The sequence below is a fragment of the Exiguobacterium sp. 17-1 genome, assembly GCF_023096305.1.
GTDB lineage: Bacteria > Bacillota > Bacilli > Exiguobacteriales > Exiguobacteriaceae > Exiguobacterium_A > Exiguobacterium_A sibiricum_A.
In genome coordinates, this window is the sequence record NZ_JALIGJ010000002.1 from 405,692 (window position 1) to 429,889 (window position 24,198).

At 46.3% G+C, this 24,198-nt stretch carries 29 protein-coding genes and 1 other RNA gene; 12 read left to right on the forward strand and 18 right to left on the reverse strand.

What is annotated here, in order from left to right; genetic code table 11:
• Positions 1–39: 39 nt before the first annotated feature.
• Positions 40–669: a hypothetical protein gene (locus MUN34_RS07890; protein WP_247857450.1), complete on the reverse strand. Its 630-nt coding sequence runs from the start codon at positions 667–669 to the stop codon at positions 40–42.
• Positions 670–1,217: 548 nt separating this feature from the next.
• On the opposite strand from MUN34_RS07890, the gene MUN34_RS07895 reads away from it, so the two are divergent.
• Positions 1,218–1,655, forward strand: a complete 438-nt coding sequence (locus tag MUN34_RS07895; RefSeq protein WP_247857451.1) for a hypothetical protein — start codon at positions 1,218–1,220, stop codon at positions 1,653–1,655.
• 291 nt (positions 1,656–1,946) lie between these two features.
• Here the strand turns inward: MUN34_RS07895 and MUN34_RS07900 are convergent, their stop codons facing one another.
• The 5 genes from MUN34_RS07900 to MUN34_RS07920 all read right to left on the reverse strand — a co-directional run bounded on the left by MUN34_RS07900 (position 1,947) and on the right by MUN34_RS07920 (position 6,193).
• Positions 1,947–2,675 (reverse strand): GntR family transcriptional regulator, encoded by a 729-nt coding sequence (locus MUN34_RS07900; RefSeq protein WP_247857452.1) that lies wholly within the window; start codon positions 2,673–2,675, stop codon positions 1,947–1,949.
• 82 nt (positions 2,676–2,757) lie between these two features.
• Positions 2,758–4,179: a glycoside hydrolase family 1 protein gene (locus MUN34_RS07905; protein ID WP_247857453.1), complete on the reverse strand. Its 1,422-nt coding sequence runs from the start codon at positions 4,177–4,179 to the stop codon at positions 2,758–2,760.
• A 29-nt stretch (positions 4,180–4,208) separates the two neighbouring features.
• Entirely contained in the window at positions 4,209–5,546 is a 1,338-nt protein-coding gene (gene celB / locus MUN34_RS07910; RefSeq protein ID WP_247857454.1) for a PTS cellobiose transporter subunit IIC, read from the reverse strand.
• 15 nt (positions 5,547–5,561) lie between these two features.
• Positions 5,562–5,891: a PTS sugar transporter subunit IIA gene (locus MUN34_RS07915; RefSeq protein WP_034769915.1), complete on the reverse strand. Its 330-nt coding sequence runs from the start codon at positions 5,889–5,891 to the stop codon at positions 5,562–5,564.
• Positions 5,892–5,896: 5 nt separating this feature from the next.
• Positions 5,897–6,193 (reverse strand): PTS sugar transporter subunit IIB, encoded by a 297-nt coding sequence (locus MUN34_RS07920; RefSeq protein ID WP_026828592.1) that lies wholly within the window; start codon positions 6,191–6,193, stop codon positions 5,897–5,899.
• A 148-nt stretch (positions 6,194–6,341) separates the two neighbouring features.
• Here MUN34_RS07920 and MUN34_RS07925 point away from each other — a divergent pair, with 148 nt between their 5' ends.
• Entirely contained in the window at positions 6,342–8,135 is a 1,794-nt protein-coding gene (locus MUN34_RS07925) for a type I phosphomannose isomerase catalytic subunit (RefSeq protein ID WP_247857455.1), read from the forward strand.
• Between the two features lie 467 nt (positions 8,136–8,602).
• Here the strand turns inward: MUN34_RS07925 and MUN34_RS07930 are convergent, their stop codons facing one another.
• The 3 genes from MUN34_RS07930 to MUN34_RS07940 are packed head-to-tail and all read right to left on the reverse strand — an operon-like array spanning position 8,603 to position 9,999.
• Positions 8,603–9,154: a hypothetical protein gene (locus MUN34_RS07930; RefSeq protein WP_247857456.1), complete on the reverse strand. Its 552-nt coding sequence runs from the start codon at positions 9,152–9,154 to the stop codon at positions 8,603–8,605.
• A 47-nt stretch (positions 9,155–9,201) separates the two neighbouring features.
• Complete coding sequence (locus MUN34_RS07935) at positions 9,202–9,675, reverse strand: GNAT family N-acetyltransferase (protein ID WP_247857457.1); 474 nt, start codon at positions 9,673–9,675, stop codon at positions 9,202–9,204.
• A gap of 36 nt (positions 9,676–9,711) precedes the next feature.
• Positions 9,712–9,999, reverse strand: a complete 288-nt coding sequence (locus MUN34_RS07940) for a hypothetical protein (protein WP_247857458.1) — start codon at positions 9,997–9,999, stop codon at positions 9,712–9,714.
• Between the two features lie 177 nt (positions 10,000–10,176).
• Between MUN34_RS07940 and MUN34_RS07945 the strand changes: the two genes are divergently transcribed.
• The gene (locus MUN34_RS07945; RefSeq protein ID WP_247857459.1) at positions 10,177–10,416 is read left to right on the forward strand and encodes a hypothetical protein; all 240 of its coding nucleotides are present in this window, start codon (positions 10,177–10,179) and stop codon (positions 10,414–10,416) included.
• Between the two features lie 49 nt (positions 10,417–10,465).
• On the opposite strand, the gene MUN34_RS07950 is transcribed toward MUN34_RS07945, so the two are convergent.
• Complete coding sequence (locus MUN34_RS07950; protein WP_247857460.1) at positions 10,466–10,750, reverse strand: hypothetical protein; 285 nt, start codon at positions 10,748–10,750, stop codon at positions 10,466–10,468.
• 765 nt (positions 10,751–11,515) lie between these two features.
• On the opposite strand from MUN34_RS07950, the gene MUN34_RS07955 reads away from it, so the two are divergent.
• The 3 genes from MUN34_RS07955 to MUN34_RS07965 all read left to right on the forward strand — a co-directional run bounded on the left by MUN34_RS07955 (position 11,516) and on the right by MUN34_RS07965 (position 13,743).
• A complete protein-coding gene (locus tag MUN34_RS07955; protein WP_247857461.1) occupies positions 11,516–12,760 on the forward strand; it encodes a hypothetical protein in 1,245 nt (414 codons plus the stop codon).
• 338 nt (positions 12,761–13,098) lie between these two features.
• Positions 13,099–13,308: a tyrosine-type recombinase/integrase gene (locus MUN34_RS07960; RefSeq protein WP_247857462.1), complete on the forward strand. Its 210-nt coding sequence runs from the start codon at positions 13,099–13,101 to the stop codon at positions 13,306–13,308.
• Between the two features lie 99 nt (positions 13,309–13,407).
• On the forward strand, positions 13,408–13,743 hold the full coding sequence (locus tag MUN34_RS07965; RefSeq protein ID WP_247857463.1) for a tyrosine-type recombinase/integrase: 336 nt from the start codon (positions 13,408–13,410) through the stop codon (positions 13,741–13,743).
• Positions 13,744–13,814: 71 nt separating this feature from the next.
• Here MUN34_RS07965 and MUN34_RS07970 read toward each other — a convergent pair whose 3' ends face one another.
• A complete protein-coding gene (locus tag MUN34_RS07970; protein ID WP_247857464.1) occupies positions 13,815–14,960 on the reverse strand; it encodes a THUMP domain-containing class I SAM-dependent RNA methyltransferase in 1,146 nt (381 codons plus the stop codon).
• 109 nt (positions 14,961–15,069) lie between these two features.
• Positions 15,070–15,443: RNase P RNA component class B (gene rnpB, locus MUN34_RS07975), an RNA gene on the reverse strand.
• A gap of 134 nt (positions 15,444–15,577) precedes the next feature.
• Here rnpB and MUN34_RS07980 point away from each other — a divergent pair.
• Entirely contained in the window at positions 15,578–16,021 is a 444-nt protein-coding gene (locus MUN34_RS07980) for a hypothetical protein (RefSeq protein WP_247857465.1), read from the forward strand.
• A gap of 56 nt (positions 16,022–16,077) precedes the next feature.
• On the opposite strand, the gene MUN34_RS07985 is transcribed toward MUN34_RS07980, so the two are convergent.
• From MUN34_RS07985 to MUN34_RS08000, 4 genes are all read right to left on the reverse strand, one after another.
• Complete coding sequence (locus tag MUN34_RS07985) at positions 16,078–17,421, reverse strand: S8 family peptidase (RefSeq protein WP_247857466.1); 1,344 nt, start codon at positions 17,419–17,421, stop codon at positions 16,078–16,080.
• 60 nt (positions 17,422–17,481) lie between these two features.
• On the reverse strand, positions 17,482–17,898 hold the full coding sequence (locus MUN34_RS07990; RefSeq protein WP_026828601.1) for a hypothetical protein: 417 nt from the start codon (positions 17,896–17,898) through the stop codon (positions 17,482–17,484).
• A 59-nt stretch (positions 17,899–17,957) separates the two neighbouring features.
• Complete coding sequence (locus tag MUN34_RS07995; RefSeq protein WP_026828602.1) at positions 17,958–18,650, reverse strand: hypothetical protein; 693 nt, start codon at positions 18,648–18,650, stop codon at positions 17,958–17,960.
• Positions 18,651–18,718: 68 nt separating this feature from the next.
• A complete protein-coding gene (locus MUN34_RS08000; RefSeq protein WP_051525151.1) occupies positions 18,719–19,714 on the reverse strand; it encodes a potassium channel family protein in 996 nt (331 codons plus the stop codon).
• 69 nt (positions 19,715–19,783) lie between these two features.
• Here MUN34_RS08000 and MUN34_RS08005 point away from each other — a divergent pair, with 69 nt between their 5' ends.
• The 3 genes from MUN34_RS08005 to MUN34_RS08015 all read left to right on the forward strand — a co-directional run bounded on the left by MUN34_RS08005 (position 19,784) and on the right by MUN34_RS08015 (position 21,249).
• Positions 19,784–20,011 (forward strand): DUF1659 domain-containing protein, encoded by a 228-nt coding sequence (locus MUN34_RS08005; protein ID WP_012370146.1) that lies wholly within the window; start codon positions 19,784–19,786, stop codon positions 20,009–20,011.
• A 34-nt stretch (positions 20,012–20,045) separates the two neighbouring features.
• Positions 20,046–20,252 (forward strand): DUF2922 family protein, encoded by a 207-nt coding sequence (locus MUN34_RS08010; RefSeq protein WP_012370145.1) that lies wholly within the window; start codon positions 20,046–20,048, stop codon positions 20,250–20,252.
• A 97-nt stretch (positions 20,253–20,349) separates the two neighbouring features.
• The gene (locus MUN34_RS08015; protein ID WP_012370144.1) at positions 20,350–21,249 is read left to right on the forward strand and encodes a hypothetical protein; all 900 of its coding nucleotides are present in this window, start codon (positions 20,350–20,352) and stop codon (positions 21,247–21,249) included.
• A 145-nt stretch (positions 21,250–21,394) separates the two neighbouring features.
• Here MUN34_RS08015 and MUN34_RS08020 read toward each other — a convergent pair whose 3' ends face one another.
• Entirely contained in the window at positions 21,395–21,817 is a 423-nt protein-coding gene (locus MUN34_RS08020; protein ID WP_026828604.1) for a hypothetical protein, read from the reverse strand.
• 356 nt (positions 21,818–22,173) lie between these two features.
• Between MUN34_RS08020 and MUN34_RS08025 the strand changes: the two genes are divergently transcribed.
• Positions 22,174–22,857 (forward strand): lytic transglycosylase domain-containing protein, encoded by a 684-nt coding sequence (locus MUN34_RS08025; protein WP_026828605.1) that lies wholly within the window; start codon positions 22,174–22,176, stop codon positions 22,855–22,857.
• A 14-nt stretch (positions 22,858–22,871) separates the two neighbouring features.
• The gene (locus tag MUN34_RS08030; protein ID WP_247857467.1) at positions 22,872–23,453 is read left to right on the forward strand and encodes a DUF1643 domain-containing protein; all 582 of its coding nucleotides are present in this window, start codon (positions 22,872–22,874) and stop codon (positions 23,451–23,453) included.
• Positions 23,454–23,551: 98 nt separating this feature from the next.
• Here MUN34_RS08030 and MUN34_RS08035 read toward each other — a convergent pair whose 3' ends face one another.
• Complete coding sequence (locus tag MUN34_RS08035) at positions 23,552–24,067, reverse strand: GNAT family N-acetyltransferase (protein WP_247857468.1); 516 nt, start codon at positions 24,065–24,067, stop codon at positions 23,552–23,554.
• Positions 24,068–24,198: the final 131 nt, after the last annotated feature.

The following is a 24,198-nucleotide window of genomic DNA, read 5'->3' on the forward strand; positions in this document are numbered from 1 at the left end:
AAATTTATCATTGTAGAATGGTTACTTAGTAAAAGGATTTCAATCTTCTCTTAAACTTACGTTGGATAATGCCCGAATTACATTTTCGATGATGTCGAGAGAATTCGGAATCTGAATCCATCTTTCCATCTCCTGGTCAAAATAAAGTCCTTGTTTTCGCATGTTTTCTTTATTGTTCACTTCATCAAATTCTAAAATTTGATTCAGATTTCGATTGGCTTCCTCAAAGTCATCGAACGGTCCTGAGCCATAATAAAAGAGTAAGTCTTCTTTTGTAAATCCCTCTAATTCTAGAATCTTTTCTTCCATTAATTCGAGTGGACGTATACGGGCTTTCGCATAATCGATGATCGTCGGATAAACGCTAAATGGTATGTCGTATTCTAAAAATCGTTTCGAATACCATTCCCAAATCCATTTCCACTTACAGATGAAATACACGATGTATTCTACTTGTGATGTTTCTTCCAGCTCATGCATTTCGTAAGATAATGTGATGGTGTCTTGTTCCAGCTCGAATTCAATAATAAATTCACCATTCCTATTTTCATCTTCCAGAAGTTCATTGATTCGTAAATCATTTAGTTTAAGATAGTCCAACAATGAAACTGGTCTTTTCGCTTCTTCACGAAATAAAACGCTAATATTTTTAATCACTTCGATTGTCATTTAGAACCTCCAAAAGGAATCAAGCAAGATCACCTTGCTTGATTCCAGTAGTTTTATCAAAATCAGACACAAATATAACTACTCCTTAACCTTAAGAACGAAATCCTCATGAAAGTCATCACCGCGGTACTTATATACAACAACTACAAAATGAAGGAGTAGAAAAACATGTTTTATGATGAATACGAACTGCTTGAGTTATTCGAATCCGAACCGGAAGAACTTTATCAGGAAGGTGCCGGTTTTTATATGTATAAGAAGGTAGACAAACTCGGATTTCAGCTATTATTGTATATCTCACAATATGAACATAAATGTGACGTCAGTCTAAGTAATGATAAGTACAGGTGGACGATCTTCGATTTTGAACTATATCATATAGAATCAATAAGAAATGAAAATGAGTGTTTAAAAATCAGAGGCAATTCAGGAAAAACGAAAATTGATATACAATGTAAGCCAAATTTCAGTTTAACGCATATTAGATTATCTGATTAAGAATACGATTGATCTTTTAAGATATCATTTGCAAAGGAGGACAGTTTCAGATGCGTAAATTTTTATTAATCGGCTCTGTGATTATCATCATTGCTTTGTTTGTTCAATTCGAACCCTTCCGTGATGAACCACCCGATCCCCGTGTCGAGGTACAGGGAAAAAGTATTCCGACGGTCCAAGGGACATTTTGCTGGAGTGGCATGTTTAGCGGCCAATGCGTAGACAAAATCTATGTAGACGGTTTACACATGACTGAAAAAAGTAAACCGGTCACCGTCATGCCGAACAAGAAAATCCAGATTTCCTTCGATCCAGAACCTGATACAATCAAAATCCTTCGATTTAACAAGGAGACCGGTAACAAGGTTACGTTAAAAAATAATCAACTCGTAACACCGAAAGAAGCCGGAACATATGCCTATGAACTTCAAGCAAGATGGTCTGAGAATGGCGATGGTCAGTTTGCTTTCTTAATCAAGGTAGATTGAAGGGTGAATTGAATAACGGTATCGCACCGGTAACTATCCTCTGATTACTGACATCTAAGATGAGAAGGTCGTGACCTTGATTATTAAAATCGGTATTTTCATGATATCTATAAATCAGGGAGCTGAGACTTACGTGTGCGTAAGTATATAAACACATAAAAAAACAGGCTGTATACATTTCGATGTCGAAAATGAATACAGCCTGTTTTTTAATGACATTTAACTTGTGATCGACTATTGAGTGCCCGTTTACCCTAGTTGAGCTCTTTGAGATAACTTACCTATTCTTTTTTAGCGACCGATATGAACAGACGTAAATACAAATTTATCATATCGATGCCGCGAAAATGAATATTCGAACGGTTTTCCGTTTCCGAGAAAGACGACTTGTTCGACTTCAATCACGGGATCGGTTTCTTCGTTCCCTAGATATTCACGATCCCACTGGTTCGGTTTGTCTGCGCGAATCATCTTGTGTGAGCTGGTGATCGTATAACCGAGTTCTTCCTGAATGTACCCGTAAATCGAACTGTCCAGAATTTCTTTCGTCAATCCGGTGATCAGTGATGAAGGCATGAACGTATGTTCAATGACGTATGGTTCTTCTTCCACATACCGGACACGGCGTATCTCGTAGACCGGATCGGTTTTCTCAATCATCAAGTGGCGGGCGACTTCCGCTTCCGGGAAGCGGACCTCGAACTGCAAGACTTCACTCTTCACCGCCCGTTCCCCGAGCAGTTTCGTCAACCCCTGCGATTCTTTATTCAATACATTGATTCTTCCCTGCGAAAAATTCGATGGCAGGATGAACGTGCCTTGCCCTCGTTGCCGGTAGATGATGCCTTCCAGTACTAAAATCTCCAGTGCGCGTTTCATCGTCATTCGGCTGACTTCGAATTCCTGTCCCAGTTGAATCTCATCCGGCATGGCTTCTTCTACATCATATCCGCCGTTGAGGATTCGTTCGCGTAACTCATCCGCGATTTTTTCATACTTTGGTTTCTTTTTTGTAGACATGATTCCACCCCATGTATAGACATATAAGAATAATATAACAAAAAAAGATAATCAGGGCTAGATATACCCTGATTATCTTTCATCATTTTATGAAACCATCTTCTTCTATCAATTGTTTGAACCAATGTCCACTTTTTTTGACCGTTCTGGTCTGACTGGCCAAGTCCACCCCGACGAAGCCATATCGGTTTTTATACGCATTGCTCCATGACCAGTTATCCATGAACGTCCAAAGATGATACCCTTTGACGTTCGCACCTTCTTGTAAGGCAAGATGGACCCACTTGAGATGCTCCGCGATGAAATCGATCCGGTAATCATCCTGAATGCTTCCGTCCGCATCACGATACCGTTCTTCTCCCTCGACGCCCATGCCGTTCTCCGAAATGAAGCACTCGATGTTTCCATAGTTCTCACGCAAGTTCGTCAGGATGTCATAGACACCTTTCTCATAAATCTCCCATCCGCGGTGGCGGTTCATTTTACGTCCCGGCATCTCGTAATAATCGAACAGATGCTCCGGCATGAAAGGTGCTGCGGGGTTCGGCAGATGCTCCTTCACCTTGATCCGTCTCGGCTGGTAATAGTTGATGCCGAGCAAATCGACAGTATGTGTCGCAATCATCTGCCGGTCCGTTTCTTCCATGTCCGGTAGAGCGTTTTGTTCCTCTAACAGATTGATCAGTTCTTGCGGGAAGGTCCCGAGCACGGATGGATCCAGGAAGGAACGGTTGAACAGGATGTCCGCTAAATAAGCAGCTTGAACGTCTGCCTCATTCTGACTTCTCGGATAAGAAGGCGTTAGGTTCAGAATGATACCGATCTTGCCCGTCTGGTCTGAATCCTTATACGCCTTGATGGCGAGCGCACTTGATAGGATCGAATGATACGCGACCTGAACGGCTCTTTTGAAGTCCACTACATTCGGATAATGGAAATCATATAAATATCCACCTTCGACCGGGACGATCGGCTCGTTATGCGTGAACCATTTCGATACGCGGTCACCGAACAACTCGAAGCAGGTCTTGGCATAATCAACGTAGTGCATGACGACCTCCCGGCTCTCCCATCCACCTTTTTGTTGCAGCGCCAGCGGCATATCGAAATGGTATAGATTGACGAATGGTTCGATATCCGCCTGGATCAGCTCATCGATCACACGATTATAGAAGTCCACGGCCAATGGATTGATTTTCCCTTCACCTGTCGGGAACAGCCGTGACCAGGAAATCGACAGTCGGAAAGAGTTGTGTCCCAGTTCCTTCATCAAAGCGATATCCTCTTCGTACCGGTGATAAAAATTAGACGCTATGTTCGCACTGACCCCGTCAAAGAATCGGTTGGGCTCTTGCTCGTACCAGTAGTCCCAAATGTTCGGACCCTTCCCCGCTTCATCTGCCGCCCCTTCCATTTGCGTGGCGGAGGCAGCCGTTCCCCACCAAAAGTCAGTCGGAAAAGTATACTTTTTTGTTTGTCCGGTCATGTTTTCAATCTGATTCATCGTATGCACATCCTATCTGTAGTTTTCACTCAACCGATTTGTTGATCTTTTTCCTGTATGGTCTTCGCCTCTTCTCTCTCCTTTTTCAGGTTCAGACGATCGATGAAGACAAGGAATGGGAACCACACGGCCATGATGATCGCGAAGTTGACGAGTTGTAATAATCCGCCGGCCAGGGAATTCGTGGCCATCATGCCGCTGATGAACATCGGGACGGTCCACGGGACGGCGACACCGGTCGGAGGCGGAACGAGACCCGTTGACATGGCGAAGTACGTCACGGTGACGGTAATCATCGGTGCGAAAATCCACGGAATCATGATCAGTGGGTTCATGACAATCGGGAGTCCGAAAATCATCGGTTCATTGACATTGAAGATACCCGGTCCGATTGACAACTTCCCGATTTGTTTTAACTGTTTGGAACGCATGAACAACAGAATAGCGACGACGACAGCCAGGGTCGAACCTGATCCGCCGATCCCGACGGTATAGATTTCGATGAACTGTTTACTGATGATGTTCGGGATTTCTCCGTTTGACGTGTAGGCGTTCAGATTTTCGAGTGACAGCGTATTCCAGATCGGATCCATCACCGAGTTGACGATGACCTGACCGTGGAGACCGAAGAACCAGAACAGCTGGACAAAGAAGATGGCAATCAAGGTCGGGACGAGTCCGTTTCCTAGATTGACGAGCGGCTTTTGGACAAGGTCAAAAATGAGATCGTGTAAGTTCGTGTTCAAAATAGAAGTGACCGCAATGTTGATCATGAGGAAGGTAGTGAGGGTCAACAAGGCCGGGATGAGAGCCGAGAACGATTTGGCGACCGCAGTCGGCACGCCGGACGGCATTTTGATCGTCCAGTTCTTCTGCACGACGAAGCGGTAGATTTCTCCTGCCAAGAATCCGGTGATCATGGCAAGGAACATGCCTTTCGCACCTAAGCGGTCGAGCGGGATGACGTTTCCGACCGGACCTGTGACATTTTCAACTGAAACAAAAAACGGAGTAAGTAATAAAAACGAGACTAAAGCAATGACACCACCGAATACGGCTTCGACTTCGTAACTTTTAGAAAGATAATAGCCAATTCCAAATACCACAAACAATGACATGATTCCCATCGTCGCGGACGGTGCATTCCCGAGTGACGTCTTGAAGGCATCGAGTACGCCAGGAGACATGAACTTATCAAGAAACGGTAGATTCGCGACGACGACGATCAACGAACCGAACATCGTAATCGGAAAAGCAAGCATGAACGCATCACGTAACGTTTGCAGGTAACGACTGTTATTCAAAAATGCCGCCATCGGCATCAGGAAACGACTCAACAGGTCGAACCACTTACTATTCTCAGTCATCTCAAACACTCCTTCTTATTTTTTAGAAAACTTATGTTCCATGAGCTCGATGAGCCCCGAGGTTAAATCAAGCATCGTCTGCGTCGACATCAAGTGGTCCTCTGCATGCAGCAGTAAGAGGGACAACGTTGCCGGTTCCCCGTTCGCTTCCTTTTGCACTTGTCCAAAGTGAACCTGGTGCGCTTCCTGCAGTTGCGAACGTGCACTGGACAGCAATTGATCAAACTCTTCAAAGGTACCGTCTTTATACACTTCGATTGCCTCACGGATCGTACTTCTTGCATTCCCGCTGTGCAAAATCATCATGAATGCTACTTGTTCAATCGTCTGTTCATTCGTTGGCATATCATTCACCCCATCAATTTTACGGCTTGTTCGTACGCCGCTTTTCCGTCAGCCATTCCATACGCCATCATATCGATCACTTCGACCGGCTTATCTGTTGCCTTTTGAAATTTCGATAATAGAAAACGCATCTGAGGTCCAATCAGGATGACATCGGCACCATCCATCTCTTTCATTGCCTGATCTTGTCCTACTGCCCAAATCTTGGCTTCTTCTCCGATTCCCTTCGCATGTTCCTGCATTTTCGATACGAGGATACTCGTCGACATTCCCGAGCTGCACGCCAACATAATTTTTTTCATTTAAAATTCCTCCTTTTTTTGAAATCGCTTACAAGTTTGATTATACGGATTTATTCTTTCATGTCTATACTTGATAATTATTTTGTTTATTTTTATTTTTTAAAAGTGTAGAGTTGTTATTGAAAATAGATTGAAGGAGGAATAAGACATGCAGGAACCGATTTTTTTCGAACCCGTCGTGAAAGAGCGAATTTGGGGTGGTCAGAAGCTTCGACAGTATGGTTTCCCCGTTTCAGGCGAACGACGTATAGGTGAAGTCTGGACGATTGCCAGTCATCCGAACGGTATGACGACCGTTCAATCCGGAACACTGACAGGTCTTACGCTGAAAGAATTATGGTCAAATCACCCTGAAATTTTTGGAATGGAGACGGACTCCGACTTCCCGCTTTTACTGAAGTGGATCGATGCCTCGACGGATTTATCGGTCCAAGTCCACCCGACCGACGCGGATGCGAGACGCTATGAAGACCAGCCGTTCGGTAAGAACGAATGTTGGTACATCATCGATTGTCCTGAGAACGCTACTCTCATCTATGGTCATTCCCTGTCCTCGCCATCCGAACTTGATACGGCAGTCGACCAGGGAACCTTAGTCCAATCACTGAAGCACATCCCAGTCTCAAAAGGTGACTTCTTCTATGTCCCGGCCGGAACGGTCCATGCTTTGACGAAAGGCTGTGTCGTCCTCGAAATCCAACAAAGTTCAGATACGACTTACCGGCTATATGATTATGATCGTCTCGATCCTGTGACAGGAATGAAACGTTCGCTTCATCTCGAGCAAGCCCGACGCGTCATCCGTTTCCCGCATTTTCACTACGCGGAACCTCCTGTTTTCTTATCTTCCTTCCGCAAAAGATTGACGCAGACACCTGATTTCTTCGTCGAAGAATGGACCATCCGCCAGACACATACCTTGGAGTCATCCCCTCTGTTCCAAATCATTACGGTCATCGAAGGAACGATCGAATTAAATGGTGTCAAATTATCAGTTGGCACAACAGTCCTCTTACCCGCTAACAGCGAGCATACTGTCTCCGGAACAGGACTTCTGATCGTCACTGGTCCCTCACTAAAAATAATGCGCCCGCTCCGGATCGGGATCGATTTAGGCGGCACTCAAACACGCGTCGCCGTCGTCGATCAGAATACCATCATCAAACAGCTGTCGTTTCCGACACGTCCGGCAGCCGGTCCGGCACAAACTATCTCTCACATCAAACAAGCCATTCAACTGTTCTCGGACGAATTCCAGCTGACGACAATCGGTATCGCAGCCCCCGGTCCGCTCGATGCCAAGACGGGACATCTCCTGTCTCCTCCGAACTTGCCGGGTTGGGATGACGTCGATCTCGTCACCCCTCTATCCTCGACGTTCGACATCCCGGTGTCGCTTGAGAATGATGCGAATGCCGCAGCCCTCGGCGAAGCACTATTCGGAGCAGGTCAATCGTACTCTTCCGTCTATTACGTGACCGTCAGTACGGGTATAGGCGGCGGATATGTGTATGAGAAAAAACTCATTCGTGGGGCACACGGATATGCTGGAGAAATCGGCAATACGATCATCGATTCATCCGGTCCGGCACATCCTGTGCTTAATGCCGGTTCGCTTGAAGGACTGGCTAGCGGCACAGCTCTTCAATCACGGGCTTTAGAAAAGCAGACGTCGTCCATCGAACGATTACTGGAGGACCCGCAAGAACGTACTCGTTTCATCAACCACCTGGCGACAGGACTCGCCAATATCATTCATACGATTGATCCCGATGTCATCGTCATCGGCGGCGGTGTTACCGGATCAGCTGGTTTGTATTGGGAAGAGTTGCTTGAAGCAGTCAGCGGATTAGTTTATCCGTCGCTCCGATCCAGTATCGATATCCGTCTCTCGACACTGAAAGGACATGCAGGAGTCATTGGAGCAGCATCTCTAGGGTGATTCACTCCCTCACAGATGTTCTCTATCTCAGAAGTATCAACTCGATGATTCGATTCGTTACACAACCTAAATATTGTCATTTCCTGTTTGGAAGGTATAATGAGTTATGAATCTATATTGGAGTTGATCCCATGCCTCAAACATTGTTTTACGCTTCCGTCCTCAATAGCATCTACATCGCAACCAACCTGTTTACTTATTCCGATAACGTCTTCAACGCACCGCTTGGTGTAACGACTCTCATTGCAATAGTGTTGCTGATTCTCAACAATCGACTAAAGAAAACTGCAACCTCTACTTTCATCAAAACTACAGATGTCCTTAGTTTTATTAACATCCTGATTGGATTTTCGCTGATTGTTTTTATCTAGGAATCTAAAAAAGATGAGCGTATACATCAAGTTGATGTGTACGCTCATCTTTTACGAATTATGTAGACTGATCTTACTTTTGTTTTTGAATCAGTTTTAGTCATCGATGATTTCCCTGTCTTGAAACGGATGCTCCGTAAAGTTTGCAATAAAATCAAAACCGGCAGCATCGTGACCAATCATTAAATAGTAGATATCCTTCGAAGGAATTGAAAAATCAAATTCAAACAACAACCAGTCCTCCGGATCATTGATGATCGAAACGTATTTTTCCGTCGTGATCAGAACATTTTGCCCGTTATACGCATCAAAATAAGCTAGCGGGAGAAGCTGTTCGACTTCTTCGAGCGAACAGATCTCAAGAAGATAATGGTATCGTCCTCTTGATAACTTGGTCGTTTTTCCTACTTTTGAAAGGCTGATTTCTGAAACGCCACCAAAAGCATGTATATAGAGCGGATACCGGTCCAGTCCCAAAATGAAGTCCTTCAGCAGAAAAAACGCCCCATTTTGATATTTATCTGCTCCAGGAGATGCAGACTCATAATCTTTATCATCAAAGAATGCATAGAATTGTGTGTCTCCTTGAAATGTGGTTTTCCATTTAAACGTATCGTCTAATCCTCCTAATACTCGGTACAAAATCATCGACTCGACTCCCTCGTTGTCCGTCCCCATTAACTACTGTTCCATATTCATTTCATGATTCCTGTATGCAGACGCATTTTGACGAATTCATAACTTCCGCCGTTCGTTTCCTGCTGAAACCGTTCAATCGGCTCAAAGCCGCTTTTCGCATACAGCCGGATGGCCCGTTCGTTAAACGTCGCGACAGCTAATTCGATGTGATGTGGTTGATATTTCTCGATCGCGAAAGCGAGACCGCTTTCCAAAAACGCTACGCCGTTTCCCTGTCCCGTCAAATCTGGTCGCATTCCCAGTGCCAACTCAAGACTATTCTGTCCGGGCTCAAATACAAAAAATCCGATTAGTTGTGTTTCATCCATCACCGCATAATAATGTTCCGTCCGTTGATCGGGATCTAAAAATTCTGCCAAGTCGTCCGGATCGTTCGGCATATTATAAAAGGCAAAGTCACCTTCGTATGTCCAGTCGTAGGCAATCTGTTCCGCCTGACGTTGCGTCAACGGTAAATAAGAATAGGTCATCGTACATTCTCCTTTTTTACGCCGTTCATTAAACAATCATGTTCTGTTCTTTCTGGTTTCCAGCAAGACCGGTGTCAGATTCAATCCAATTGACACAATCGTCAAAATCCAAAAGGCGCGCTCCATTCCGGGTACAACGTCTGCGAGCGCCGCCCAGTCTTCTGCTTCGACCCAGCTCTTCAGTTGACTGTATTCTGCGCACAGCGTGAGTGCCGTGAGCGATAAACCGGCAGCCATTGCCAGCTTATAATCCTTACCGATGAAGTACAAAATCAGATTCACCGCCGTTGCGAGAATCGCGAGTATACCAAACAGTAACCACATTCTTTTCCCTCCTGTCTTCCGTTAATCTATTTTTCGGCAACTGATGAAGGGTTCCCTGTTTAAAAGAACTATTCAGCTGCACACACTTTATTTTTTACAATTTTTACTATTAAATTGGTAAACTAAAAGAAAATGTAGAAACACATCATTACGCTTCGTTTTAAGAGAGGAGAACGCATGAGAAAAAAATTGGGTTGGATATCAGTTGCCCTGTTCATCTTCAGCATTGCTCAAGTATATCTGTTACCGGTAAACGGATTTTGGGGAAGTATATTCTTAGTAGGAGGTTTAGTAGCAGCACTAGTGACTGCTCTGCTCAGCACAAGAGGTGTCGGAAAAGTGATTGCCCTCATTCTGTTATCAGGTGTTATGGTGTATTTTGTTTACGGTATATATGTCATGATCGGATTCGGATGATAAACTAAAAAACCGCTCAGACCGAGCGGTTTTTTTAAGGAACAAGGACTTACTTGAAATCCTCGATTCGCAGGCGTTCCAGTTCTTTTTCCTGATTTCTTTTGAACACCTCTCGCCCCTCCATCCACTCTGCCATCAGACAAAAAAAGCCGATTCCCATAACCAGCAATTGAGCTTTTACGCTCACGGTATCCACAGTCAAGTACCGCCACGCCATAGCCGCTACGAAAATCACCGGCATCACTGCACCCAGGTACACTTTCTTTTGACTTGATAACGCATAGTGAATGAGAAGCATGACTGTGAACAGCATTGCTTTCAGAAAAAAGTCCATTTGTTCGTCCTCCTGTTTTTGAATGTTTTGCTCGATCATCAGCTGATATGAATAACTTACCACATCGTTTTAGAATTTAATTAATAATTACTTATAATTACAAAAATGTAAGTAATATTATAATCGAATAAAAACTAGCATGTGACGTCGAAACGAATTATCATTATCTTTCGGCAGATACAAAAAAATCGCTCATTCGCATGAGCGGTTTCTACAAATTACGCTTGCGGACGTTTCCGACGCAATCCTCAGGCAAGTGATGTTAGTAATCAAGTCACAAATTGATCTGTCGGGAGAGTTACTTGAGATCCTTGATTCCCTGGTAGGCGTCGCGTAGTTCCCTAACTACAATTTGATTAATTTACCACGTGTTTCAGCGTATCCATAAAAAGAAAAGACTACCATTGTGTTGTATCTGGCGAGTTGTAGGGATTGGTTAATACAAGGATGACGAGTATATTATCATTTCTTGCGAGTCTCGGATGACCTAGGATTTTACAGGACTGTGGATTCACTCTTTAATCATGAGCGTTCACGGCACAGAGTTTATTATTAATCTAAATAATTCCACTCCACATCTTTTCATCAGACTACTCGAGTAGCATAATTCATTCTCTACGTTTTTACACAACTTGGATGATGTAATCCATCTCAGCAACTCCTTCCAAGAGATACCCCTTAGTGAGGTGTGAGTGTGTATGGCAGGAAAATATAGGATGTTGTCGAAAATATATATATAACAGAAATGGAACAAGGAGGGATGATTTGAGTAAACGTTTAAATGAACCTCGTATGACGTCAGGCGGAAAATGGACGCTAGTTTCGATTTTCGTCGTGTTATTGATTGGTACTATTCTAGGGAACATGAGTAGTCAAAGTAAGGTTTCTGATGAACCTAAGAAAGAAGTTAAGGCAACTGATGAAAAGAAAATTGAAAAAGAACCCGATTTAAAGAGTACAGATTTAAAGAACTCAACACCCGATACCATTGAGAAAGATTTGAAATTATATGATAAGGATATTGATAAAGTGACTGTAAAAGATAAAACATTGATTGTCACCTATAGAGATTCAGCATTTTGGAGTGATAATTCACTCTTGGAAGAATACGCCTATAATTCAATCAATCTGATTGAGGATCTTTATCCGAACCAAAACTTTGATTTATTCGCTTTTGAACGCCCTACCGTGATGACAGACGATAGTGGAAATGAGAAGTTAGATACGGTATTCAAGTCCTTTTATACCCGTAGTACACTGGATCAGATAAATCTTGATAACTTCACGAACATGGTTCTCGTTGATAGGGAGCGTTATTTTCAAAAAGCAGACGGGTACTGGCTACATCCTGGCATCTTCTTGAATGTCGATAAGAAGTTACGTGAAAGTATTCGCTCCCCTATCAACTTCGACAACATGGATGAATCCCGTTACACCATGCGAGATGGTGCCACGAATGATTTAGTAGAACAACCGGATTCCGTGAAAAAAGAGGAACCGATCGTTGCGGAACCCGTCACGGAAGACGCAGTGGAAGAACCGCAAACAGAAGCTGAACAATCTATTTCGTATGATGCTCCCGCCATCGTCAATAGTACATTCATCATTACGCAAGGATTCGATCAACTCTCTTTCAAAATCAAAGAACTTAGCGGCATGGTTGGTACGAAGGGGGATCTTGTCACCGCCCCACTATCGTCTTCGCTATTCAGCTTGAAAGAAATGATGGATCACACTGGTCAAGAAATCACAAAGTTACAACAAACAAGTACACCATCTGACATTAGCGCCACAACAGAACAACTGGCCACCAATCAAGCTGAAATGAACCGGATTTATGAGGAACTTCAACAACAGTTTTATAGCATCGACAAACAGGATTATCCGGATGCCGTACAACTCGCGAGTGCCATCAAACAGAACTTTAGTGTGATGGAGAAACTCACTCATCCTGACGTTTCAGCATACAGCACATTCTTTAAAGAAAACGCAGATGAAGAAGGTTCGTAACCGTAGTACATTGAAGGCACTCAGGTGCCTTTTCTTACAGTTGAAAATAGAACATATGTACGCAATAAGAGGAGCACACGAATATGAACATCATCAAGCAACCGAACGGTCGATGGATAGTGCGGATCAATCTAGGGTTCGACTAGACTGGGAAACGGACTCAACTTTCCTACTCGTCTGAACGTAAGAAGGACGTCGAGTTTTGGGTAGCGGACCAACTCAGCAAACGACGGGACTGATCCATCCGCAAGGTCATCAATACGCGTCGCATGGGATTCACGGACCACCTCTTGAACCTATTCTCGCAGGTAGCGAAATTAAGTGAAGGCGTCAAGGACATGACGAAATTGATGGCCGCCGAGTTGTCAGAGTACCTCAAAATCGCGAAGACAGTCATGACGACAGGGAATTATGCAGCCGTCATTCTGATCTCCTATACGGGTATGCGGGCCAGAGAGACGACGGCACTCCATTGGTCTGATGTCGATTTTGAACGAAAGCGTATCATGGTCATGCGGACCGCAATCGAAACGGTCGGTGGTCATTAGTTCTCCCAAACGAAAGGGAAGAAGGTCCTAGTAATCATCATCCCAGACATCGTCGTCGAGGAACTGATACAGATCCAACGGGAACAAAAGTATAATCAAGTGCGGCTCGGATGGCGCAATACAGAAAATCTCATCTGTACCGGTGTGACCGGTGCGTATCTCTGGCATTCTGGACTACGCCGACGCCATCACTTGACGCTCGCCTCTGCTGAACTTCCGCCTGTCACCTTACACGGCTTACGCCACACGCATGCCACTTTACTTCTTGAAGTCGGCACACACGCAAAGGTGATTCAGGAACGACTCGGTCATGCTGATGCCAAGACGACAATGGACACGTATGCGCATGTCATTCACACCTTACAGGAAAATACTGCTTCCCAGTTCGCATCTTCATTGGACGACAAAAAAGCCGCTCAACCGAGCGGCTCCTGACATTTTGCGAAAAAAATTTAAAAAGTGGGAACTGAGTGGGAACTGGCGACTACCCTGCCCTAACAATCCGCTTAAGACTGCGGTCTTTTCCGACGCAATCCGTAGTACTGGTAGAATTGTACTTCAATATTCCCGTTATACAGCTTACGGCGTTTCGTCGCCGGGCGGCCGAATGCTTTTTCGAACTCGACGTACGACGTGATCATGTAGACACTGTAGTACGGGAATTCACGGAACGCATTGCCAATCTTCCGGTACAGCTGATGCACTTCACGTGCGTCCTCGAGACGTTCCCCGTACGGTGGGTTCCCGATGATGACACCAAAGTCTTCCTTCGGCTTAAAGTCGGCTGCGTCGCGTTGCATGACGTTGATCGCGTCCCGGACGTCTGCGAGCTCGGCGTTTTGTTTCGCGAGCTTGACCATCTCCGGATCCGTATCGTTGGCATAGATTTTGAGCGGCTTGTCCCACTCAGCTTTTTCGTTTGCTTCCTTGATTGCATCGAACCAGGCTTTTTTCGGAATGCATGCCCATTCCTGCGACGCGAATTCGCGGTTGATTCCCGGTGCGATATTACGGCCGATCATTGCCGCTTCAATCGCCAATGTTCCCGAACCCGTAAAGACGTCATAAAGCGGCATATCCGGCTTCCAGTTCGTCAGCATCAGCATTGCCGCGGCCATCGTCTCTTTCAGTGGTGCCGCCGAGTGGAACTCGCGGTAGCCACGTTTATGCAGGGCGTCGCCTGACGTATCGATCGTCAGCGTCGCGATATCTTTTAAGAGCGCAACTTCGATCGGGAAGCTGGCACCGGTTTTCGGTAACCACTCGTCGCCCATGTTGTACGCTTCCTGCATGTGCGAGACGATCGCTTTTTCCGTGATTTTCTGACAGTCACGGATCGAGAACAGTTTTGATTTGACCGAGCGGCCGTTGACGACGTAGTTCGCTTCCCACGGCAACAGTTCGCTCCACGGGAGGTCCTTGACCTGATCAAATAATTTTTCGAATGATGTCGCTTTAAATTCCGCAACGACGAGTTTGACACGGTCTGCCGTCCGTAACCAGAGGTTGAGACGGGGAATGTCCTCGAGTTCACAATCGATGTAGACTTTTCCGTCCTCAACCGTACACTCGTATCCTAAATCGCGGACTTCCTTGGCGACGAGGGATTCGATTCCCATTGCCGCCGTCGCGATGACTAAACGTTTTGCCATGATTGTTCACGCTCCTACCTGTTTCTAATCGTTCCAAGTTCCATTCAATAAAAAAAGAGCCCAGTTGGACCTGGACTCTCGTTCAAAGTAAAAATAACAGCCTATGTGGTCCTGTAAGCCATGTTCTGTTCCCTAGTGTTGCAAACGGTTTGACCCTCACACGTGGGCGACAATCATCTATCTCCGTATTTACATACGCTCTCCTTCGCGTTCAGTTCCGCTCCGGAAATTCCCCTACCAAATTTGGGTTTCTCGCTCGTGGGGTTTACCTCGTTCCACCCTTACTGTTTCCAGTAAGGCTCCGTCACTGTGGCACTTTCAAGAAGTTTCGGCCATATCCGAAGACTTAGGCGTTCCTTCTGCCGTCAGCACGACGCTGCCTACACTTATCTTTTCGTGTAGCACGATCACTACAACCATCGCAGGTTGTGCGAGCATGGACTTTCCTCAAAGCACCGAAGTGCCCCGCAATTGTCCGAACCAACATAGTCACTGCTTAACAGTGTAGCGTACGCGAGCGTTTCTAGCAAGAGGTATTTCTCGTTTGATGGGCGGAAAAGTTGCAATTCTTTCTGATTTTACGGTATAGTACAATGGTTCAGAAAGGGGCATATACCATGAAAAAAAGACGCTCTGGTACGAACCAGCGTACCGTACGGAAGTTGACGTTCTTGATCGAGATTGATGAAATCAAGGCCCTTCATCTCCGGAACGGCATTTTTGCCTTTTACCGCAAGGGTGAACTCATCCATGCGTTCGAGCCATTTAATGTAAAACAACCTGATGCATTTTCGAAACGGAGTTACCATTTTGACCAGCATGACATCTTACTGATGAATGAACGGTTCCCGCAACAGATTCCGCTGTACGACGAAGCGATGACGTTACGGTCGTGGGCGAATCAAGTCGAATACGGCTTGTATCAGCTGATCGATTCAGGACGCCTGTCGTTCATCCATGAAGACGATACCGGCTACAAAATGGAAGCAACGATTCAGTGGACCGGCGAAGCGCTAAACGTTCCGACGCCCATCTATAAAAAAGGAAAAGACCCAAAGTAAATACTTTGAGTCCCTAACGAGCTGTCTCCCCTAAGGTGAGACGGCTTTTTTTGTTGTTATTTGACGGTGATGACCCGCTCCGTCACGCGTGTATGACGCCCGCTCGACGTCGCAAAGACGAGTTTATACGTCCCTGCTTCTTTTAAAGCGTACGTATACTTATGGGTACCGTTCCGCAGATAGTCATTCGTAAACGTCTTGACGATTTTGCCGTCCTTGTACAGACGGGTCAGCGTCTTCGCGTTCGAATACTCGTCAAAGTAAAGCGCGAACGGCTGATTCGGCTTCAAGACGGACGGGACGGACACTTTCGAGACCGGTGACGGAATCGTCGCAAGCATCCCGGCATTCAGACGGCCTGTCCCGTAATGCAGTGACGTATCGCCGGTCTTTTTCGCCGCAGCCGCATACAGCTTACTGCGGAGCGTACTGTTCGTAATGAACGGATTCTTCGATTTCGCAAGCGCAATGACACCGCTGACGATCGGTGTTGCCATCGATGTCCCGTCGAGATAACCGTACTTGTTGCCGACCATCGTCGAGTAGACGCCCTCACCCGGTGCCATGATGTTCAGCCCTTTCCCGTAGTTCGAGAACGTCGAAGCGCGTCCGAGCGTCCCGACCGAACCAACGGCAATGACCGAGTTCATCGAGGCCGGGAATAACAGTTTATTGCGTCCGTCGTTCCCGGCTGCACTGACGACGATGATGTTTTTCGCTTCCGCTTTTTTGATTGCGGCTTCCATGTACGGATCGTATTCGTATTGACCAAGCGACAGATTGATCACGTCGGCGCCTTGGGAAATGGCATACAATACGCCGTCCCCGATATCGATCGAACTGGCAAAGTCGCCGTCAAAGACGTCAGCGCCAATCAGTTTGACACCGGATGCGACCCCAACCGTTCCTTTGCCGTCTTCTGCTGCCGCGACGATTCCTGCGACATGCGTCCCGTGATCGTCCGGTTTCCGGATGCCGGAAATCGTCGTCGTCTTATAGATGACGTTTTTGAACTCTGAGTGATTGACATCAATCGCATCATCGATAACCGCAACACGAACGTCCGATTTACCACGACTGTATTTCCAGTAAGTAGGAATACGCGATTGGTCGAGATATGTCTGTTGCAATTGAGCGGAATCCGTCGCCTTTTCGACGACACTGACCGGAATCAGATCGGCTTCGACATCCGCCTTGTCGATGTGCGGCAACGGTTCGACGAGTGAAAATCCGTCCTGTTTCAATTCCCGAACTTCCTGAAGTCCCTGTTCCGCAAGCCATGTTTGTTTCTGTTGTTCATTAAACGTCGGATCATACTGCACATATTGAGAATTAGCGAACGCAGAAGTAGGTAACCCTACGACGACAGCAAATGTGAGTAGTGCAAGTTTCTTTTTCAATGTGGACCCTGCCCTTCTCTTTTTACACGCCGATTCTATTGATGTGCTGATCCAAACGGACTAAAAAAATGGAACCGTCCCATCGGACTCTTCGCTGACTTCAAATGGAATGATTTTTCCGATCGTGACATAGGAGTAATAACGGACGAGAACGGCACGCCAACGTTTGGCATCAATCCCGGTCAAATCTTCTCCGAGCGGTGATCCGTCAAACGTCTCGAACTGTTGGCAGAAGAAGGCTTCCTCTGCCTCGCTCCACGTCACGGCTTCTCCGATAAAACCGGTGGAAAACCGGACAAAATCAGCAATCGACGGACCAATCACTTCAGACGGCAAACGTTCGCTCATCCGTCCGACCAGCTCATACCGATCGCGTTCCGCCTGCTCTGCTTCTTCTAATGAATGGCACAGCAAGACTTCCCGGTTGATCTCCACTAAAACGACATAATCACCTCGCGGCAAATTGACGTGTATCATCCCTACACCCCTTGGATTAAATTCGTGTAGTATCTAGATGTCACTTTCTATGAGTTAATTTATAATGTCCATTTTCGATCAAACATCAATTCTATCGGTTCGTTATCCTTAGACTTTAACATACGAACCCGTGTCGTATCAATTTGATCGAGTAAATCCGCATCGCCGAGTGATCGGATGACCGGTACGTCCGACTGCTCAATCCGTGACCGGAACGGTGTCAGTAAATCCTGTTGACCACTGGCGAGCGCGTACCAAGCGAGGCGGGCAAACGGTTCATCCTTCGCCGTCTCCAAAGCGTAGCTCTCAAAAATGTCTGGTAAGTAACTGGAAAATTGTTCAAGTGCATCAATTCGTTCTGCGAGATCGAGTACCGTTAACCAACTTGGTAACGACAATAACGATTCACTTGACCACCAATCAATCAAATCAATATGTTCTTTAAACAACTGTTGCGCTTCTGTCCGGTCGATGAAATGGTGCATCGTCTGAATCAATTCGTTCCAGGCAATCGACCAGTATTCTTCCGACGGATTAGCGGAGATGAAGAATTGACGGTAAACCGTCAACAGTTCCGAGACTTCCTGTAACGTTTCGACTTCGAGCCGTTGATTTAACCGACTAACTGCTTTTGTGAAATAACTTGGCTCCAACGTCAACGCCATATAAAGTAATTTCGGCACATCTTTTAATTCCCCTTGATCGACCGTCTCAAATAATTCCTGAATCCATTCTGGTTGTGAGTTTGTCATACACTTTTCTCCTCTGCATAGTAAATGTATTTACTATACCCGAAAAAGAATTAATGTAATCCTATTCCTCAGACAGCTCCAATCCGCTGCGCGGTTTCTTCACTGCATAGGACGATCAGTGTCGTATTCGGAGGAATCGGTTCGTTTAACCGCCGGTTCAAATCGAGCCGTTTACCGTCCGATAAAATCGTCACCCCGTCTTCGAGCAGGATATGAAAGGCATCACGAAACGTCTGCCACTCGGGTTTAGCGGGAAGCGAAAACATCCCGTCCCCGTCTTTCGTCAAGAGATTCGTCACGACTTTCGAGACACCGGGATGGTAGGCGGCGAGTATCGCCATCCGGGCGACTGTTTCGTCGCCAAGCAACACTTCATCGACTTTGACCTGTTCAAAACTGTCGAGATGTTCCTCGAGCATCATCTCGACGATCGTATAGATGTTCGGATTCGCCCGTTCGATGCTCGCCGCGATCAACAGCGTCCGGCCGTCAGCAAGCGCCGGTGGAATCGAATGATCGGCGAGGACGATCGCCCGGGTCGCTTTTTTGATATTCGCCCGCTGTAACGTCGCGTCCAGCGCCGGGTCACCGCTGACATAATGGAACCGCGGATGACTGAACGGTTCCCGCTCGAGATCATCGATTAGGATGACGTCCGTTGTTTCAAGCAATTCGTCGATGACGTGTTTTGAACGGCGGCTGTAGCCGAAGACTAACGTATGTCCCGTCTCTTTCACTTGCAATAACCCTCTTTCCTTTTGATTGCGAATCAATTGGACTCCGTCGACGAGTTTTGAAATCAGACCGCCGACGATCCCGATGCCGAAGATGAAGACGAAGATTGTCATGAAACGTCCGAAATCTGTATTCGGGAAAAAGTCCCCGTACCCGACGGTCACGACCGTCGTCATCGTCCAGTAGACGGCCCGGAAGTAAGAGCCGAACGTGTCCGGTTCCGCCAGATACATGATTAAGGCGACACCAAACACAAACAGAAACGACGCATAGGCGAGCGTCCGCATCCTCAAAAAGGACATCCGTCGTAAAAAACGTAACCAGACCATACTTTTTTTCACCCTTTCCGAACATTTCCTGTTTTCGTCCTGTCAATAAGGGCGAAGGAGGTGATACACATGACACAAGCTGAAGAAATCAAAACCAGTTTAGTCGTCGTCTTCGAACGAAACGACAAGGTGACACCAAACGGGGATGCTGTTCTCGCCCGCCGTCGCTTTAACGGTCTGCGGTCCGATCTTGAACCACAAGTCGTCGCGTCAATCGGTCAGGCAATCGGTAAGATGCTTGCCGGCTCGTACACACACACGGAAATCAGCCGTGACTTCGCTTTACTTAACGCTTAAGGCACTTCACTACATCAATTAAAGGAGGAATTTGATGGAACACACGATTGTTCTGACATTCGATACGTTACTCAAAAAACCGTACCGCTTACGCCTGACGGGTGCGAAACCCGATACGTCGGTCACCGAGATCAAGGCACTCGGACAGCTGATGGTCGACCACGACCCGTTCCATGACGGGCTCGTCAAGTTGAGCCAGGCCGAGTTGCAAAACAGTTCGGAATCCGCCTACGTCATTTAAGCGGAGAAAAACTCATCGTCATCATCACCCGTAGAGGTGATGGTGACTTTTTTTTGGTATACTAGAAACATCAAGCAACTGGAAAGGAAGTCAATTTATGGCCAAACGCCCTCTTACGCCCCGCGAATGTGAACTCGTCGTCAGCAGCCTCTACGTGATGGAGCTGATTCCATTCGAAGGAATCATGGAACGACTCGAATCAATCACACTCCGCGATATCATCGGACCGGTCGCTGCCGGCGAGATGTCCCGGGAGCAGGCTGCCGATGCCCTCGATCAATACATCAAAGTGCGCCGCCGCCGTTTCCGTAACGTCCCGCCGGAACACCTTTGGTCGCTCGACGACCGGATGGAGCAAGAAGCGTTACGGATGATCCGCAAACGTGCGCCGTTGACGGCCGGTGAAAAACTCCAACCGAAAGCGATCCCGTTCGAAATGGGCGATACGGTCGAAATGACGGTGACGGAAGTCCAGGAACGTAACGGAAAAGTCAACGTCATCGGCAAGGTCGGCCAAGTGACGGCCAAACTGCCCGTCGCCAACCGGCAAGCGGTCAAAAGCAGCAAGACGATGTCCGCCTGGATCACCGGAATTGAAAAGAAACCGGCCTTGATCCATCTGTCGACGTCCGATTACGGAAAACATCAACCGTCCGCTGACGTCAAAGAAGCCTATGTCACGGCCATTGCTTCACTCCGGGAGTACTTCGAGACGATGACGGTCCCGTCGACGGAAGAAGTCGATCTCGCGAAGTCACTCTTCCAACGGATGATCCGCCGTGATCAAAACGACTGGTTCACGGTCTACGTCGCGATGGGACGTCCACAGCTCGACCACGTCCGGCGCTGGGTCAAAGTCATCCAGATGCTTGGCAAGTCACTTCGCGGTGACGAGGAAGCGACCCGTATGCTTGCCTCGCAAGAAGACCGGTTCTTCAAGGATGCCTTGCTCCGGGCGTGTCGGGCGGCTGAAAAAAACTTCTCGAACCCTATGTAATGCTTTCGACTACAAGGAAGCCTTTTCCTCGTCTGTTTCCAAAATCATTTTTTCAATGACGGTCTCTTCATCTGCTTCTACGGTGAGGGACCGTTTTGTCGTCTACCAAAAAAAGACCGCCGGCGTCGGCCGGCGGTCTAACGAATTATGTGATATCAACTGTTGATTCAAGTGCCCGGCAGGTCCGGCGCACGGTCGGAAGGAAATCCGTCCGTTTGGCGACCCCACCCTCAATCAAAAAGTGCTGGATGCCTTTCGTACGTTGAATGGCCGTCAAGACGGTGACCAGTTCGATGAACCAGTTCGAAATCAATTCCACGACCTGTTCATCAAATGCTGCTGCTCCATACACATCATACCCGTTCTCGCAGAGATGGTTCGGGAAACGTTCCTTGAACCGAAAAATCAGTGTAGCCGTTGTTGGAATGTAAAAGTGATCGAAGATGATCCGTTGTTCTTGATCTGTTTCTTTCTCCGTCAGTCCATCCATCATCAACTTCGGTTGACTCCCGATATTCAGAGTCCAACTTGTTTTCTTTCGTTCGCCAGTGGAAGTGATCGTTCGCATGGTTTCGTCCATCTCCTTTGATGTGTAAGCGTTTACCTCTTCATTTTACAAGCCCATCGACGATTCCTGCAACCGTCAAAATCTTAAAAAATGAACGATGACTTCATCTGACATTCAGTCTATCAAATTTCGCTTGTTTTGACGATGTCAGTAATTAACAACTTCTTTACTCGTTACAACCCGATTTAATCGGAAAACCCTTCTTAAAATGAAGCTTTGCGACAGGATTTCCGTTGTTCTCTCACTGCATGTGACCGCTCTCACCGTTGCACGGGAACGGACTTTACAAAAAAACTATTAGCCGCTTGCGAAATATGATACCATTCAGTGGAATCACAGAAAGAGGAGAGAACAAAATGCGAAAAGTTTTTCGATTAAGCATCTTGTTCGTACTGATCGTCCTCATCGGTAGTAGCATCATCTACTGGCAAAACCGGGAACGTGTCCAAAATGAACTGTATCGCACCTATTATGGACAGTACGGTGTCCCAGCCGAGAATATCGACATCTACGAACAAGCCGGTGACCGCTACGAGGTCGATTGGAAGTTACTTGCCGCGATTCATCGCGTCGAGACGATCTTCTCGAAATCGTCCGCCATGCAGTCTTCCGTCGGTGCAATCGGCCCTTTCCAGTTCATGCCGAAGACATGGGTCGGTTGGGGGTATGAAGGCGGAACGTCACTTGGCGACATCGAGCATGACGGGATTGACTTGACCGATCCGGAAGCCATCAAACAATATGGCGGACTTGGTGTCGATGCGAACGGAGACGGCAAAGCCGATCCGACGGATTTGACGGACAGCGCTCACACGGCCGCGAAGTACCTCAATCAGCACGACGTCACGACACGCTCTGACCGAGGAACGCTTGAATCTGCCCTGTTTGAATACAATCGCAGTGAACAGTATGTCATTGACGTCCTCGACCAATACGATGCCTATCAACAACAAATCGAGCCGATTGATGCGAACGATCTCGATTTCAAGAAACAGACACTTGCCCAACTCCTTCGCATCAGCTTACGTTTGACCAACTAAAAGGAGGCACCACCATGACACAACCCGATCGTTCGTCCTTGACGATTGAGGAATCGTCGATCCGCGTCCAAACGACGTTTGACGAAGCAAAAACAAAACGCTATCTGCGGAGTTACATCTTTGACGACGTGACGGACGGCGCATACGTCGCTGCCCTGATTTACACGCCGCGGACGACGGATGCCTTTTTATCCGGGACGACGACGCAACGCGCGTATAATTTGATGAAAAAGCATATCGAAGATCCGATCAAACAATACGACATCATCAGTCTGATGCCGGACCTGCTTGTCAGCGAAGACTTGCCGTTCGCGCAAGCCAGTTTTGACGAAATCAATTACGAGTTCGTCGAACAGACGCTACGTCAGGTCAAGGAGACGAATGGTGTCGTCTTATGCGGCTGGGGTTCGCCCGGTCGCCTGATGCACCATTTGCCGGCCTACGAAAAGCTGTTTGACCAGTATGCCGACATTCTGTATTGTTCCGGCATCACCTCAAAAGGGGAACCGAACCATCTCCGGTTGACCGTCGACGACAGTCCGATGATCACCTATCCGGACATGAAGTTGAAGGCGAAGAAGTTAAAGCGTAAATGATAGTACTTTAAAGGTGTTCTTTCCGTCAGTTGCGGAAGAACACCTTTTTAATTTCTTTTTTTCATCTCCCTTAAAACGTGGGAACGTTACTAAGTTCATCAGTATGTTTCTTTTACACATTCCATTAAAACCGAGTCATGATTTAATTCTTTGATTTGCTTAAAACCGCATTTTTTATAACTTGAAATTGCTCTTTTATTCGTTTTCTTAACATCCAACACTACCTTTAAAGCACCTTTGTTATTCCAAAGGTCATCTAACATCATTCGAATCATTATGGAACCTATCCCCATGCCCCATAATTGGGGTTCACCAATGAATTGATCCATACCATAAGTATTTTGATTGTTCGGAAGTTCGTATTTTTTTAAATCGGTTTCCTGAATCTTATAGTACTGTATATAACCGATTGGTTCATTTTTGTACTCTACAATACATGGTGTAACATAGTGTTCCCCTTTAATTCTAGGACCATATTTATTGATTACTCGATCTAAATTTGAAGGCGGTTCTTCATAGAATTCTAATACCGTCTGATTAGTTAACCATTTCACCATTAAATCAAAATCATATTTAGTCATCGCTCGAATATGTATATTAGCCTCCAGTATCACACTGAATTCCCCCAGTCATTTTAAATTTGGAGTTCTAGTACTCTTCTAAACAATAAAAAGTTTATATCTCTTTTCAATATTAACCTTTATTTAATAGAGCCATATAAAAAAAGTAGCGATGGACGTGTCCA